General features: G+C 58.8%; 14 protein-coding genes and 1 pseudogene. 10 read left to right on the top strand and 5 right to left on the bottom strand.

The features are described from left to right. Window positions 1-79: 79 nt before the first annotated feature. Window positions 80-508: pseudogene (locus DC522_RS29425) on the bottom strand (IS110 family transposase); the annotation flags it as partial. Between the two features lie 280 nt (window positions 509-788). On the opposite strand from DC522_RS29425, the gene DC522_RS29420 reads away from it, so the two are divergent. The 5 genes from DC522_RS29420 (at window position 789) to DC522_RS29400 (ending at window position 9,098) form a co-directional block, all read left to right on the top strand. Continuing rightward, window positions 789-1,781, top strand: a complete 993-nt coding sequence (locus tag DC522_RS29420) for a helix-turn-helix domain-containing protein (RefSeq protein ID WP_116532056.1) — start codon at window positions 789-791, stop codon at window positions 1,779-1,781. A 393-nt stretch (window positions 1,782-2,174) separates the two neighbouring features. Further along, window positions 2,175-3,539: a cytosine permease gene (locus DC522_RS29415; protein WP_116532055.1), complete on the top strand. Its 1,365-nt coding sequence runs from the start codon at window positions 2,175-2,177 to the stop codon at window positions 3,537-3,539. Between the two features lie 130 nt (window positions 3,540-3,669). Further along, window positions 3,670-4,971: a 4-aminobutyrate--2-oxoglutarate transaminase gene (gene gabT / locus DC522_RS29410; RefSeq protein WP_116532054.1), complete on the top strand. Its 1,302-nt coding sequence runs from the start codon at window positions 3,670-3,672 to the stop codon at window positions 4,969-4,971. Between the two features lie 134 nt (window positions 4,972-5,105). Next, a complete protein-coding gene (locus DC522_RS29405; protein WP_116532053.1) occupies window positions 5,106-7,133 on the top strand; it encodes a hydantoinase/oxoprolinase family protein in 2,028 nt (675 codons plus the stop codon). A 9-nt stretch (window positions 7,134-7,142) separates the two neighbouring features. Further along, window positions 7,143-9,098, top strand: a complete 1,956-nt coding sequence (locus tag DC522_RS29400) for a hydantoinase B/oxoprolinase family protein (protein WP_371680818.1) — start codon at window positions 7,143-7,145, stop codon at window positions 9,096-9,098. A 405-nt stretch (window positions 9,099-9,503) separates the two neighbouring features. Here DC522_RS29400 and folK read toward each other — a convergent pair whose 3' ends face one another. Genes folK through folP form a run of 3 tightly spaced genes read right to left on the bottom strand, consistent with a single transcriptional unit; the run spans window position 9,504 to window position 11,150 of the window. Further along, window positions 9,504-9,977, bottom strand: coding sequence for a 2-amino-4-hydroxy-6-hydroxymethyldihydropteridine diphosphokinase (folK, locus tag DC522_RS29395; RefSeq protein ID WP_116532051.1), 474 nt, complete (start codon window positions 9,975-9,977; stop codon window positions 9,504-9,506). Beyond that, a complete protein-coding gene (folB, locus tag DC522_RS29390; protein ID WP_116532050.1) occupies window positions 9,970-10,338 on the bottom strand; it encodes a dihydroneopterin aldolase in 369 nt (122 codons plus the stop codon). The genes folK and folB overlap by 8 nt, the downstream gene beginning before the upstream one ends. Next, a complete protein-coding gene (folP, locus tag DC522_RS29385) occupies window positions 10,335-11,150 on the bottom strand; it encodes a dihydropteroate synthase (RefSeq protein ID WP_116532049.1) in 816 nt (271 codons plus the stop codon). Before folP ends, folB begins: the two co-directional genes overlap by 4 nt. A 357-nt stretch (window positions 11,151-11,507) precedes the next feature. Here folP and DC522_RS29380 point away from each other — a divergent pair, with 357 nt between their 5' ends. The 5 genes from DC522_RS29380 (at window position 11,508) to DC522_RS36500 (ending at window position 13,757) form a co-directional block, all read left to right on the top strand. Then, entirely contained in the window at window positions 11,508-11,696 is a 189-nt protein-coding gene (locus tag DC522_RS29380; protein ID WP_116532048.1) for a hypothetical protein, read from the top strand. Beyond that, window positions 11,697-12,329 carry a 7-carboxy-7-deazaguanine synthase gene (gene queE, locus DC522_RS29375; RefSeq protein WP_116532047.1) on the top strand — a complete coding sequence of 211 codons (633 nt, stop codon included), beginning with the start codon at window positions 11,697-11,699 and terminating at the stop codon, window positions 12,327-12,329. It begins immediately after the preceding gene. Continuing rightward, window positions 12,329-12,706: a 6-carboxytetrahydropterin synthase gene (locus DC522_RS29370; RefSeq protein WP_116532046.1), complete on the top strand. Its 378-nt coding sequence runs from the start codon at window positions 12,329-12,331 to the stop codon at window positions 12,704-12,706. The genes queE and DC522_RS29370 overlap by 1 nt, the downstream gene beginning before the upstream one ends. Continuing rightward, window positions 12,693-13,406 (top strand): 7-cyano-7-deazaguanine synthase QueC, encoded by a 714-nt coding sequence (gene queC, locus DC522_RS29365; RefSeq protein ID WP_116532045.1) that lies wholly within the window; start codon window positions 12,693-12,695, stop codon window positions 13,404-13,406. Before DC522_RS29370 ends, queC begins: the two co-directional genes overlap by 14 nt. Before the next feature lie 144 nt (window positions 13,407-13,550). Continuing rightward, window positions 13,551-13,757 (top strand): nitroreductase family protein, encoded by a 207-nt coding sequence (locus tag DC522_RS36500; protein ID WP_245444672.1) that lies wholly within the window; start codon window positions 13,551-13,553, stop codon window positions 13,755-13,757. Window positions 13,758-14,007: 250 nt separating this feature from the next. On the opposite strand, the gene DC522_RS36495 is transcribed toward DC522_RS36500, so the two are convergent. Further along, entirely contained in the window at window positions 14,008-14,421 is a 414-nt protein-coding gene (locus DC522_RS36495; protein WP_245444671.1) for a hypothetical protein, read from the bottom strand. Window positions 14,422-14,693: the final 272 nt, after the last annotated feature.

Here is a 14,693-nt window from a genome sequence, read left to right as displayed (position 1 = left end):
TACCGTAGCATGGTGGGCTCTGCCGTCAGGCCGAATACCCGATCTGGATCTGGCTAAACACATCTTCCAGGTGCACGCCCATGGCGCACACTCGGGGCTCTCCGCGCTTGTAGGCCATGAGCGTCCGCACCAGGGCTTCGCCATCGATGCGGTCGGTCTTGGGCCGCCGGCGCGAGACTGCAATCGAAGCGGGATCCACGACATAGCTCTCGAGGTTCTCGCGTTGCAGAACACGATGGATCCAGAAGCCATCAAGACCCGCCTCTTGAATGACGATGATCGGAACGATCTGCCCGGTTCGAACCCGCGCCTTCTCTTTGAGCTGGGCAAACCGCGCCAGGAGTTCGGCCACATCTCCGCTCCGGACGCTGTGCTTGGACATCTTCTCCCCAGCCCTCGGCGGGAGCGAGGTGATCAGCCAGACGGAGCGACTGAGCTCCATCGAGACGAAAATGGCCCTAAGATTGGTATGGATAGCAGTCTGCGTGGGCCGGGGATCGATCGACATGGGTCGCCTCCAGAGTGGGTGTACAGCAACCTCACTCTGCCAGAGCGTCGGCTGCTCTCCATCCCCATAGGATCTGCACCCGCCCCGCTAGGCTCAAACGCCATCAACAATCACATTGCCAAACGGGCGCCATCCAGACATGACATCACCGTCCTATGATCCTGCTCAACTCGGTTATTGAGGCGAGCACTCTCCACCTGGATAATAGAAGAATTGCGTGATCTAGTATGATCAGCTGAGGGTAAGCAAATCGACATATAGGCCGATGGAGTGTTGGGATATGCACACAGCTTTCTCTACAACGAGCGTCCTGCCGGAAAAGCGGAGCGGTAGCTGGTCCGATGCCGTCTCTAGTGCGTATTTTCCGCTTGAGCTGCATTATCGGCAGCCAGCGAACTTCGCAGGAACCCTGCAGGGTTGGACGCTCGGTGATGTGTCGCTCTCCAGGCTTTCATCTGATCCTTTGCTATACGCCCGCCGACATTATCATCTCAAGGATAATACAGAAGAACAGTACTTAGTTACTATTCCGGTCCGCTCTGATGTCCACTTTTCACAAGCCAATCGGGAGACACGGTGCTCTCCAGGTGGCTTTCTGATCGAGCAGGGCCATGAGCCATACGAATTTAGTTACAATGATGCAAACGACCTTTGGGTCCTGAAGGTGCCAGCGGACATGCTTGGTAACCGGCTTCGAATGCCAAGCAGGTTCTGTTGTCTGAACTTCGATGCTGAGAAGGGGTCAGGCGGCCTCTTCAAGGATATGCTTGAGATCGTACCAAATCGGTACGACCGCCTGAGCGCCGAAGAAGGGACTCTGGTCGGGCGCCAGCTTGTTGAGCTCCTGGTACTTGCGATTACCTATGACGAACGCGTTCTGACGAGCAGTGTTTCTTCCGTCCGGGAGGCTCACCTTGCCAGGATCGAGCAATACATTCGCCAGCGGCTCGGACCGGAGTCATTGAGTGCCGACAATATTGCACGAGCGTGCGGGATATCGACCCGTTATCTCCATGAGCTGTTTCGCGGGACGGGTATGACACTTGCCGAGTGGGTACGGAATCAAAGATTACAGGCCTGCCGGGAAGCTCTCTCGAACCCTCACGAAAACGAGTCTATCGCACAGATCGCATACGCATGGGGATTTGGAGATCAGGCTCAGCTTTCACGCCTGTTCAAGGCAAAGTTCGGGCTGTCCCCGCGTGATTACAGACGAGTATGCCAAACAGGTGGGTACAGCCCTAGCAACGGAAAGGATGGCCGCCTTGAATAGGCGTACCGCACTCACGGGAGCTGGCTGCGCAATCGATTAGAACACCTTGTTCACTCTCGGCCGCCTCGTATGCTTGAAATGAAGTTTCAGCGGACCCCATGTAGATCGCGGCGTAGGCTTCGGAGGGCGGTCGATTTGACTCGTCCCTCTGGGAACCCTGCATCTGTGCAGAAACAGTCAAATAGATATGCACGGAAATGCAAGACGGCGATCTGAACAGAGGTAGCATTTCCCCAAGTGCCAAGAAGGCACGTCCAGAGGACTACCAGTTTTTATCGTCATAAGCGGGAGATGAACTCCCGTGTTCGCCTTACTCAATAAGGTGCCCGCGAAGCCCATGGCTTCTCAGGTCGGGGACGGCTGTCTGGTGTTCCGAGCAGAGGGAAAATTACCATGGCCGGTAAAATATCAGCAACTACCGAGAGCGAGGCGACAGCCGACTTCGCATCCAACCCTGTCCCCTTAACGGCCCGCATGCCAAGGGGACCTCTCACCATGGCTTGGTGGGGCGTATGTAGCGCCATGTTCTACCTCGTGGTCGCGGGAACACTGGCCCACGCTTATGGGGCTCGAAACGCTCTTATCGGCATCATTCTGTCCGTCGCTGCATATGGAGTCATCAACGGCGTCCTCAGCCGGTATGCCATCCGGACCGGGCTATCCGTCGCCTTGTTCTCTCGTTCACTCTTTGGAACGGTTGGAGCGGCAATCGCGACCGTCATTTTCTTTGCCACAGCCGTCTACTACGCAATCTTTGAGGGTTCGGTTATGGCCGTCGCATTGAATGCAACCGCGCCAGCAATCTCGTACCCAGTGGCTGCCTTCATTGTTGTCGTATATAGCGTCGTGCTCATATTCGGCAGTGTTCAGAACTGGCTCGACAAGTTGAATGGAGTGCTTCTGCCGCTCTATCTGATAGGGTTGGTCGTTGCAGTCGCACTTACGGTTAGCGAATACGGTTACTCCAACGCCTGGCTGGACGTCGGTCCTGACGGTGGTGCACCCGCATCCGGATGGTGGGACTGCTTTGTAGCTTTCATGGGCGTGTGGATCCTCATGATGTACACGTTCGACTATGCCCGGTTCGGACGGCCGCAAGATGCGACTTACCACGCCCGCTTCAATTTCGGCATTCCGTTTTATGTGGTCACCTTCCTCCTGAACGGTATTGTCGGTATCTTCCTCGCGACGACAATTAAAATTGAGGGAGCTGTGAGCGAGGTCTCAGTCGTGCTGGCGCTCCTTAAGCTGATGGGTATTGCCGGCCTGGCCTTCGTGTGGGTAACTCAGACGCGGATCAACACGGCTAACTTCTATCTAGGCACCGTCAATCTGGAGGCTCTCATCGAGCAACTTACGGGTCTCCGCGCGGGCAAGATTGTCTGCGGAATTCTGATTGGTCTCATCGTCTACAGCCTGATGCTGGCGGATGTCTTCTCCTACCTCCTTCTGGCGCTAGCCTACCAGGGCATCTTCGTAGTTGGGTGGGTTGGAATTGCCCTCGTCCATATTGCGATAACGCGTAAGGGCCTCGCAATCGCCGATACTGACGCCATGGTAAGCACATCTCTGCCTGCGTGGAACGTGCGCGGTGTAACGGCTTGGTTCGGAAGCACAATCATGGGGATCATTCTGCTCAACGGAGGCAGCACGTTCTCATCATTCTCGGCACCTGCGACATTCCTCGTCTCGATGGCAGCCTACTGGCTATTAGCCGGGAGCTCTCTGAGAACTGCCAGCACGGCAACGGCAGCCTAAGGTACAGCAGCCGCAATGATCGTGAGTTGATCCGCAGCAGCCACGGCTGAGATTGGCTGCTCGTGACTCGAACAATACCGCCGTTCTGAAGGAACGGCAAAAGGCAGCTACCGACAATTGGAGTAGAAACATGAGCACAACTACTGACCTAATCGAACGCCAGAAGCTCGCGGTACCTCGAGGTATCGCAACGAAGAATGTCTACGCCATCCGAGCAGAGAACGCGGAGTTGTGGGATGCTGAAGGCAAGCGATACATTGACTTCGCCGCAGGCATCGCCGTGGTCAATACCGGCCACCGGCATCCAGACGTTATGGCGGCGGTAGCGCGGCAAGCGGAAGCGTTTACGCATACCTGCTTCCACGTCGCGCCCTACGAGAGTTACATCCACCTGGCGGAGCGACTGAATGCAATCACGCCTGGCGACTTTCCTAAGAAGACCATGTTTGTGACAACGGGGGCTGAGGCGGTCGAGAATTCCGTCAAGATTGCCCGCAGAGCGACCGGGAGGTCAGCAGTCATCGCCTTTGGAGGCGCGTTTCATGGGCGGACAATGATGGGAATGGCGCTGACGGGAAAGGTGGCACCGTACAAGAAGGGATTTGGACCTTTTCCTGCAGAGGTCTATCACGCGCCCTTTCCTAAGACATACCATGGAATAGACACTGCAGCAGCCATAGAAGCTCTGAGGCAGCTTTTCCTGACGGACGTTGATCCTGCCCGTACCGCTGCCATCATCGTCGAGCCTGTTCAGGGGGAAGGAGGCTTCTATATCGCGCCGCCGGAGTTCCTGCGCGAAGTCCGTGCGATCTGCGATGCACATGGAATCCTGATGATCGCGGATGAGATTCAAACTGGGATTGCGCGCACGGGTACCATGTTTGCGATAGAACACGCTGGCGTGGTCCCGGATCTCGTGACGATGGCGAAGGGGCTAGGTGGCGGCTTCCCGCTCGCGGCTCTGACAGGCCGCGCCGAAATCATGGATGCGGCAGATCCTGGTGGTCTTGGAGGTACCTATGGAGGAAGTCCTATCGGCATTGCAGCTGCAAGCGCGGTTCTCGACGTGATCGAGAGAGAGGAGTTATGCGAGCGGGCCTCGGCGATCGGAGCCCGGATGCTGCAAAGGCTGGAAGAAATGGCGCGGCGGAACTCGCTCTCCTGCATCGGCGAGGTGCGTGGTCTTGGCGCTATGGTCGCCGTTGAGTTCGTAAAGGATCGGCAGACGCGCGTGCCAGACGCTGCATTGACAGCCGCAATCATCTCGAAGGCACAGGAGAAAGGGCTTATCCTCCTGTCCTGCGGAGTGGATGCAAATATTATCCGTATTCTGACCCCTCTCACGATCCCGTTTGAACAACTAGAGGAGGGCTTAGATATCTTTGAAGCAACCCTAAGCGAGGTTGCTGCCACTTCCCAAGCCGCAGCATAGCCCAAGCGGGCCTTGGCGCAACGTCGCCACAGAAACGAGCCGGCCCAAGAACTATTAACGACGCATGATCAAACGCGCCGGCAATCCGGCGCCGGGGCGGAGCCTTGCCTGCCCCTGAAATAATAGGAGTCAACATGAAGAAGACCCGAGTTGCAGTGGATGTCGGTGGGACATTCACCGATATCTGCATCATGGACGAGGATAGCGGCGCGATCCGCATCGAAAAGACCTCCTCCACCCCCGACGACCCAATGGTTGCAATCCTAAACGGGGTCGAACAAGCGGGCATTGATCTGCGCGAAGTATCAATGTTTTCGCACGGCACAACCGTAGCCACTAATGCATTGATCACGCGCCGCCTGCCGCGGACCGCCATGGTCTGCACTGAAGGATTCCGCGACGTGGTGGAAATACGCCGCGCCAACAAAGAGGACTTGTGGGACACCTACAAAGATGTCGCCAAGCCTTACATCCCGCGCCGCGATCGCCTGACAGTGCGCGAACGCGTCGATGCAGAAGGCAAAGTTCTTGAGGATTTGAACGAGGAGGATGCTCGCCGCGTGGCAGAGGTACTGAAGAAGCGAGAGGTGAAGTCGATTGCTGTCTGCTTCATGAACTCCTATTTGAATAACACTAACGAAAGGAGGATGCGCGAGATCCTCAAAGAAGTACTTCCGGATGTGCCGATATCCATTTCATCAGAGGTGATGCCCGAAATTTTTGAGCATGAACGCTTCTCAACGACCATGGCCAATGCGGTCTGTGCCCCCGTTGTTGTGGACTATGTCTCTCGCTTGAGCGAGAAACTGGCTGAGGCCGGATACGAGCGTGATCTTCTCCTGCTGCATACCGGCGGTGGCGTGATGACACCAGGAAGTGTGAAGGAATTCTCGGCTCGCCTCGCAGGATCGGGGATCGCAGCCGGAGCCATCGCCAGCCGGTTCATCGGCAATCTCTGCGGCTATCCGAATTCTATCGGCTTCGACATGGGGGGAACATCGACCGATGTTTCTCTCGTTTATAATGGTGAGCCGCGCATCACGAAGGATTGGTACATCGAATATGGATATCCGATCCGCTTTCCCTCGATTGAGGTTCTGACGATCGGAGCGGGCGGTGGTTCATTGGCTTGGCGCGACGAGGGCGGTTCGCTTCGCAACGGTCCGCAGTCGGCTGGCGCCTATCCAGGCCCGGCCTGCTATAAGAACGGCAATATGACGGCAACCAACACCGATGCCAACGTTGTGCTCGGAAGACTGGGAGCTAGTCTCGCTGGTGGCAAGATCACGCTCGACCCTGCGCTGGCAGAAGCTGCGGTTCGAGAGACGGTCGCGAAGCCTTTTGGTATGAGTCTACATGAGGCGGCCGAGGCAATCATCTCTGTTGCGAATGCGAATATGGCAAACGCCGTGCGGCTGTTGTCAATCAGCCGCGGCTATGACCCGCGTGATTTTGCCTTGGTCGCCTTTGGCGGGGCAGGAGCGCTGCACGGCGCCGCAATTGCCAAGGAACTCTCCATCCCAACGGTGATCGTGCCTCCAAATCCAGGCGTTACCTCGGCACTGGGTTGTCTCCTCGTTGACGTGCAACACGACTTTTCAGAAAGCTTTATGGCGAGCGCTGCTGCAACCGATCCTGAAGACATCAACAACGCATTCCTGCGCCTCGAGCAAGGTGCCATCGAGCGTCTGGCGCATGAGGGTGTGTCCAGAGCTGATATGATCCTGCAGCGCAGCGTCGAGATGATGTATCAAGGTCAATGGCGTTCACTTTCCGTTGCCGCGCCGGCGCGGATCGACTGTGTTTCTGATCTGGTTGAGGCTTTCCACGCCGAGCACAAACGTGAATACAACTTCCGCCGCGATGACTCTCCGGTCTCAATTTTCCGGATTGCCGTGAAGGCCATTGGCACGGTGCCAAAGGCGGCGATTCCAGAATACGATGCAACTCCGCACCGCCCCGATCCGGTGGATAGGCGAAAGGTCTGGTTCGGCGGCAAGGCCTATGACGCCAATATTTATCAACGCGAAACCCTGGCTGCTGGCGCCGAACTGCCTGGACCGGCGATTGTCGAGCAATTCGACTCTACTACTGTCATTCCTGCTGGAATGTACGGAGTTGTCGATAAGCTCATGAATATTCTGATCCACACGAAAGGCTGAGAGATGAACATGATGACGAGACAGAGCCTCGATCCGGTCACTTTCGAGGTCTTGAAGAACTCCTTCATCTCCTCGGTTGACCAGATGGCGGAGAGAATGCTGCGTACTTGCTACTCCTTCGTGATCTACAATCGGGACTTTTCGAATGGCCTGCACGATTCCGACGGGAACTCTGTGGCGCAGGGCAATCAGGACATCGCGGTCCACGTCGGGACGTTGCATTTCACCTGCAAGGATGTGATCCGTGCATTCAAGGGCAATATGCTGCCAGGTGATGTTTATGCGATCAACGATCCCTATGCTGGGGGGACCCATTTCAACGATGTTCGCCTGATCCGGCCCATTTTCGACGATGACTGCCTGATCGGCTTCTCGCAGTCGAACGGCCACTGGTCCGATCTCGGCGGCTCCGTACCCGGATCATTCGATGTCACCGCACGTGAGATGTTCCGGGAAGGAATGCGAATCACCCCAGTTAGATTGTTCCATGGTGGGCGATTCTGCGCAGATGTGGCGAATATGATTGCGTTCAATACACGCGATCCGCACTCGATTATCGGCGACATTCACTCGCAAGCCCAGGCCACACAGGTTGCTGAGGGAGATCTGCTTCGGCTGGTTAAAAAATACGGCCGAGCGCAGGTAATCCAAGGCATGCAGGAAGTGCAGGATTATGTTGAACGGGCGGTTCGTCAGCGTATCGCTGCTCTGCCCGATGGCACCTGGGAAACCGTTGACTATATCGACCGTGATCCGGCCGGCGGCGAGGGGATGATACCGATCCGGATCAAGATGACGATCAAGGGCGACAGCATTCATTACGATTTTACCGGAAGCCACCCAACGATCGGCTCGATCTACAATTCGGCACCCGGAGCGACATTCTCCGCCGTCGTGGCGGGAATGAAGACCTTCTTCCCCGATCTGCCCCTGAACAGTGGCTTCTACCGGATGATCGAAGTGACCGCGCCCAAGAACTCTATCGTGAGTGCGGAATGGCCAGTTGCGGTGACGGGTTTCTTGATGCCATTCGAGAAGATCATGAATGCGATCTTCGAGATGTGGTCGAAGATAATGCCTGAGCGCGCAATCGCCTGTGCGTTTAACCTTGAGTATCTGCTGGCCGGCGGTCGTGACGCACGTAAGGACGACAAGCCCATTTTCATGTTCTATGAATGGCTTCCTGGCGGCTGGGGCGGACGGAACGGGAAGGATGGCGCCGACGTAACTACGGCAGCATTCGGGACCGGTCTGATGTCGCAGCCGAACGAAGGTAATGAAAGGGTAAACCCGACCCGCACCGTCGAATTCCAGATTTTGCGCGACTCTGCTGGTCCGGGAAAGTGGCGCGGGGGGACGGGGGTCCAAAAAACCTCGATACTTCTCGAGGCGGAGAACGCGGTGATGTCCTACATCTGCGACCGTGAGCGGGCTGTGGTCTGGGGAGTGGAAGGCGGACTTCCTTCCATGCCACATGGTTTGTCCATCAAACGCGCAGGCAGCGATGAAGAAGTCTGGCTTGGTTCGGTGTTTTCTGACTATCCGGTCTATACTGGAGACCAATTCGCACGGCCAACAGCCGGCGGTGGTGGCTTCGGCGACCCGCTGGAGCGCGATCCGGGCAAAGTGGTAGAGGATGTGATCGATGACTATGTTTCGATCGAGCGCGCCGCTCGTGACTATGGCGTGGTGATCCGGCCGATTGATCCAGATCTCTGGCGGTACGAAGTTGACGCCGAAGCCACTGAGGTCTTACGTGCCGAGATCCGTGCCAAGCGTAAGGAATGGGCCCGTATGGACCCGGTGGAGGTCAGCCGCCTCTATAAGGACGGCAAGCTCGACAAGCTTGATGTGCTGCGACGTTACGCGGTGATCCTCGATTGGGAAACCGGGGATGTACTGGAAAAGACTACCGCGCAATTCCGTGAAAGCTTCGAGAAACGCACCATCGCCCGTTGGTCCTGAGCTATGGACTGGGGATGCCACTCCACTGGCATCCCCACTTGGATAGACACTGGTCCTGGGACTGTTGCGTTAACCTCGACCTTATAACGAGAGGCGGTTCGTCAAGGAGCCGCCTCAGTGTCGACGTTCCAGCGCCGCCGCATTCCGGTTGAGATCATCCGGCATCGTCAACTTAACGGCTTGAGATAGATCTGCTCCTCCTGGCGCATCGGATCAGAGGCCAGAGGTAACGGGTATTGCAGTGGGTTTCTGATCCGCCGCCCCAGTGAGGCGCTTTGCCTTCAGCTCATTAAATTGACGGTGCCGTCGAGCATATCCGCGCCAAGCTCCTCGCCTTGATGGATTGATAACGGATTGTGAGATCAGCCTGAGGCTGGAAATGGGTGGCAGCGGCCCTGTGTTCAGCTAGCCAAGTTTTGTGATGCCACTACGGTCCACGTTAGCGAGCATATCTGCAACGGTTGTCCGACCGAGCTTCAGATCAGGTGCAATCTCGGCTAGCGGCACCAGAACGAAGGCACGCTCCGCCAGATATGGATGGGGAAGGGTCAGGCTGGGGGTGTTCACCTCAAGGTCGCTGTAGGTGAGAATATCGATGTCGATCACCCGTGGACCCCACTTGACCTCCCGGACCCGTCCGAGTTCCCGTTCCACCCGAAGGCACAGGGCCAGGAGGTCATGCGGCGCGAGCTCGGTTTCGGCGACTGCGCAGGCATTCACGAACCAGTCCTGATCGACAGGGCCCCACGGCTCCGTGCGGTAGTCTGCAGAGCGCGCGAGAATCCGTGCCCCACCCGCGTCAAGAGCCGACAGCGCCTTGGCAATATTGCCGCGCTTGTCGCCGAGATTGCTGCCGAGACCGAGCGTAACCCTAGCCATCGCGCGACCGCCTGATCTCGACCGCAACACCGTCGAGGATGAAGGGGCCCGGCGCCTCAGGTTTCTCGACCCGGACCGTCACGGATACCACCGGTGGGAAGCCATCGAGCACGCGGGTGGTGATCGCCTCGGCCAAGCCCTCAATGGTATGGAAGCGACGCGTCGTGCCGATCTCGTGAACGAGCTTGGCGAGGCTCGCATAGCAGACGGTCTGCCGATAATCATCGGCTTGCCCGGCAGGCTTCAGATCGAGGGAGCAGATCACGCTGACGTAAAACCGCTGCCCCAGACGGGCTTCCTCAGCGTGAACCCCATGATGGGCGTACAGCGCCAGACGGGAGAGTGTGATCGTGTCGCTCACGGCAGGGTCCTCAACAAGATATCGGCCACGCGGCAGGCCTCCACGTGCGCCTTGACGTCGTGAACACGAATGATGTCGGCACCCCGGCTCACGGCGGCCAGATGCGCTCCCAGGGTGCCAAAGAGCCGGTCTCGTGGCGGAACATGAGGATCGTAAAAGCGGCTCAGGACCGATTTGCGGGAGCCTCCCACGAGCACCGGGAAGCCCAGCGCTTTCAGCTCCGGCAGGCGGCGGAGGGCTTGAAGATTCTGGTCGGCGGTTTTGCCGAAGCCAATGCCGGGGTCCAGGATCAGCCGCGCGTTTGGAATACCGGCTTGGCGAGCGAGAGCCAGGGAGTGCTCGAAGAAGCGCAGCATGTCGGCCATGATGTCGAGCGAGGCATCGACCTCGGCGCGATTGTGCATCACGACCGCCAAAGCATCATGTTCCGCTACAACTGCCGGCATGTCGGGATCGCGCTGGAATCCCCAGATGTCGTTCACGATCCTCGCTCCCGCCCTGAGGGCAGCCTGGGCCGTCAACGCTCGATAGGTGTCGATCGAGATCGGCGCCTTCAGAACAGGAGCAAGAGCCTGGATCACCGGGATGACGCGCCGCTGCTCTTCCTCGGCCCCCACGGGCGTATGGCCCGGCCGCGTGGACTCCCCGCCGACATCAATGATGTCAGCGCCTGCCTGCTTCATCTCGCGGGCATGTTTAACCGCAGTGGCATGATCGCTGAACAGACCTCCATCCGAAAACGAGTCGGGCGTGACGTTCAGGACACCCATGATCAAGGTGCGTGTGCCGAGTTCTTTCAAGATCGCTGTCATGGCTCACTTCAGGTCAGACGGGTCTCCTTCTGTCGCGGTTTGCGCCAGAGGTCGAGCTTTGGTTAAGCCAAGAGGCCTGCTCAAGGCCAGCCGCAATTTCAGTCCACCCTCGGCTTCGGTGCTTGGGCAGACCAGGCTTCTTTATCCCTCCTGCTGAGAAGCCATGGCGGCTCTGAGGAGGCGTGTGATGGAATGCATTCTTATTGACACCCGCATGTCTATTGTCGGTTATGCCGCGCAGAAGCGGATGGGGTGAGTGCTTGGTAGAGCCGCGCGTTCACAGGTCCATCCACTCCACGTTCATCGGCACGCAAGCCGATCCGGTCGCAGCCTACCCGGTCAAAACAAGGAGCCCTCGTGAAGACCCTCGACATCTGTCCCGGCGGATTGGACTCCGCCATGCTCGCGCACAGGGTTGCAGCTGAGCGAACCTTCACGCGCCTCGGCGTGCCACACGACATCATGGAGATCTCCGCCGTCGGATGTCTCCCGCCCGGCGCTGACCAGCAGCCGCGTGTCAGGCACAGGCTCGCCAACGAGACCTGAATGACTTACGCAGTCAAAGAGATCTTCCTGACGCTTCAGGGCGAAGGCGCCCAGGCCGGCCGAACCGCCGTCTTTTGCCGCTTTGCCGGCTGCAATCTCTGGTCAGGGCGGGAGAGCGACCGGGCCGCGGCGGCTTGCCGGTTCTGCGACATAGACTTCGTGGGCACCAATGGGACCTTCGGCGGACGCTATGCCACCGCCGCCGACCTGTGCCAACGCATCGAGGAGCTTTGGGGACCCGGGACCGATCATCGGCTTGTCGTGCTGACGGGAGGCGAGCCGCTGCTCCAGGTCGACGCCGCTCTCATCGAAGAGCTGCACCGCCGCTCCTTCACAATTACAGTCGAGACGAACGGCACGGTGGAACCGCCGCCGGGCCTTGACTGGATCTGCGTCAGCCCGAAAGGCAGCACCGAGCTCAAGATCCGGACCGGCCACGAGCTGAAGCTTGTCTTCCCGCAGGAGGATGCCTTGCCCGAGCGGTTTGCCTCCTTGCCGTTCGAGCGGTTCTCGCTTCAGCCGATGGATGGACCGGATCAGGTCGCGAACACGGCGCGGGCCGTCGAGTATTGCCTGGCCCACCCGCAATGGCGACTGAGCCTCCAAACCCATAAGTATTTAGGAATCCGCTGATGTGGGAACTCACCAAGTCGTTTAACTTCGAAGCTGCCCATACACTGACCGGCACCACCCTCGGGGCGGCAAGCGAGGAGATCCATGGCCATTCCTTCCGGGCCGAGGTCGCCGTGCGCGGACTGCCCGATCCCCAAACGGGCATGCTGATCGACCTGGGCCTGCTGGAGGGCAAGCTCACAGAGATGCGCCGGACGCTCGATCACAAGTTCCTCAACCGCATTGAGGGGCTGGAGCGGCCGACTTTAGAGAACATCACCCGGTTCATTTTCGAGCGGGTCCAACATGTCGGACCGATCGCAAGGGTGACGATCTACCGCGATAGCTGCGGCGAAACCTGCACCTACTATGCGCCGGTTGACCATGAACGCCGCTGACTCCTCCGCCCTCGTGGTCTTCTCGGGTGGGCAGGACTCGACCACCTGTCTGGCTTGGGCGCTGTCGCGTTATGAGCGGGTCGAGACGATCGGATTCTCATATGGCCAGCGCCACGCCGTCGAGATGGAGTGCCGGAAGCCAATCCGGCAGGCGCTTGCCAGTCTGTCGCCGCTCTGGGCTAGCCGCCTCGGACCGGATCGGGTGATCCCGCTCGACGTGCTGGGCGAGGTGAGTGTGAGCGCGTTGACGGCAGACCTGCCGGTGGCCAGCAGCCGCCCGGACGGGCTTCCAGCGACCTTCGTTCCCGGGCGCAATCTGGTGTTTCTCACCTTTGCGGCGATCGTCGCCTTCCAGCGCGGCCTCAAGCGTGTGGTGACGGGCGTCTGCGAGACGGACTTCAGCGGCTATCCCGATTGCCGCGACGACACGATCAAGGCGCTCCAGGCCGCGCTCAACCTCGGCATGAACGCGCGGCTGGTGCTCGAGACGCCGCTGATGTGGATCGACAAGGCCGAAACCTGGGCTCTCGCACAATCGCTGGGCGGAGACGCGCTCGTCGAGTTGATCGTGCGGGAAACCCACACCTGCTACAACGGCGATCATCGTACCCAGCATGAGTGGGGCTTCGGCTGCGACAAGTGTGATGCCTGCCGGTTGCGGTCAGCGGGATGGCAGCGTTACACCCAGGTGCGGAGCTGACAAGTCTGGAGCTGAATCATGAGCGGGATTGTGGGGGAGGCGTGTACGGTTTACCTCTGTGATCCGAGTGGGCGGTGCGAGGTTCCGTCTTTCGATTACAGGTTCAGGGAAAAGCTTCAGGATCTGCTCACATAGCGGCGCGATGTGTGGCGCTTCCGGCCTGACGCGTTGCCGAATGCCTCGCTGAAGCATCTGCTCGATCTTGCGTGTCTCGCCCCTTCCGGTGGGCTGAGCCAGCCATCGCGGTTTGTGGCCGTGAACAGTCTTGAACGGCGGGCGGCTATCAAGGCGAACTTTGCACACTGCAATGCCGAGGCCTTCGCGGTTCAGCAGTCTGAGCGTGCATCATAATACGCCGGTTTGAAATTAGCGGGATTGGACGAAGCGTTGTCATGTAGCTGGATTACGGATCGCGCAACGGCGCAGGGGCATGGCTTGGGCCGACGCACGATACCTGAGGTCATCGAATCCTCGGCTGTGATGGCTGTTGATACACTTGGCTCCTGGCTTGGGCTGAAGGCGTGGGCCTCGGCTGGGCGTCCATCACGCAGTTCGATCCAGGCCTGGTGCTCGATGGAGCCGAGACCGAAGGGAACGCTCGTCAAGAGACCCGCTGCCGGGGTGCGGCAAGCACCGCAAATGGCGACACGGTCTCGCCGACGGCGAAGAGATCAATCTGCAGCCGTCCGCCGCTCATGGCATTGATGCGCTCGGCAATCCACTGCGCGGAAATGCCGGGTCCGGTGCGGCCCTTCAGCCAGGACGTGACCCTGCGCCAGCGCAGGGGCTGAGCGCGAACGACGCTCTGGAGGATCGGGATGGCTCTCAGCGCCTGAGGATCGAGTGGACGGAGACCGGCATGCCGGTCATTGCACCTGCGCCGCGGCGCAGCGGCTTCGGGACCGAGCTTCTGACGCAGACTGTGCCGTACCAGCTCAGGGGAACAACGACGCTGACGTTCAAACCCGGCGGGCTGCAATGCAGCATTGAGCTCCCGACCAAGGGGGTGTTGCAATAGCAGGAGCCGGCGGATTGGTGCTGGCTCGCCTTGTGCCGCAACCTTCGTTACGCATGCGTCCTATGTCGGGTTCGGCTGTGATCCAAACAGCCAATAGGAACGGCAGCTAATGGCACTCTTGAGACGTTAGCGCTTGGTCCGCTTCGGCGCTCCAGAGCCGACGTTCATCGAGTGGCCGGAATGTGAGAAACTGACCGAGGTCGTGTGAAAACGCGATGTCGGACTGTCCGTGATGGCCGCTGTTTGCGTATGCAGCCCCGGCCGGCATG

Origin of the sequence: Microvirga sp. KLBC 81, from assembly GCF_003075415.1 — a bacterium.
Taxonomy (GTDB): domain Bacteria; phylum Pseudomonadota; class Alphaproteobacteria; order Rhizobiales; family Beijerinckiaceae; genus Microvirga.
This window is presented reverse-complemented; position numbering and strand designations above follow the sequence as displayed.

Bases quoted from the DNA above. Each gene is read 5' to 3' on its own strand.
- DC522_RS29420 (WP_116532056.1), top strand. From the start codon at position 789: ATGCACACAGCTTTCTCTACAACGAGCGTCCTGCCGGAAAAGCGGAGC.
- DC522_RS29405 (WP_116532053.1), top strand. From the start codon at position 5,106: ATGAAGAAGACCCGAGTTGCAGTGGATGTCGGTGGGACATTCACCGAT.
- folK (WP_116532051.1), bottom strand. From the start codon at position 9,977: ATGGCTAGGGTTACGCTCGGTCTCGGCAGCAATCTCGGCGACAAGCGC.
- queC (WP_116532045.1), top strand. From the start codon at position 12,693: ATGAACGCCGCTGACTCCTCCGCCCTCGTGGTCTTCTCGGGTGGGCAG.
- DC522_RS29400 (WP_371680818.1), top strand. From the start codon at position 7,143: ATGATGACGAGACAGAGCCTCGATCCGGTCACTTTCGAGGTCTTGAAG.
- DC522_RS29370 (WP_116532046.1), top strand. From the start codon at position 12,329: ATGTGGGAACTCACCAAGTCGTTTAACTTCGAAGCTGCCCATACACTG.
- queE (WP_116532047.1), top strand. From the start codon at position 11,697: ATGACTTACGCAGTCAAAGAGATCTTCCTGACGCTTCAGGGCGAAGGC.
- DC522_RS29415 (WP_116532055.1), top strand. From the start codon at position 2,175: ATGGCCGGTAAAATATCAGCAACTACCGAGAGCGAGGCGACAGCCGAC.
- gabT (WP_116532054.1), top strand. From the start codon at position 3,670: ATGAGCACAACTACTGACCTAATCGAACGCCAGAAGCTCGCGGTACCT.
- folP (WP_116532049.1), bottom strand. From the start codon at position 11,150: ATGACAGCGATCTTGAAAGAACTCGGCACACGCACCTTGATCATGGGT.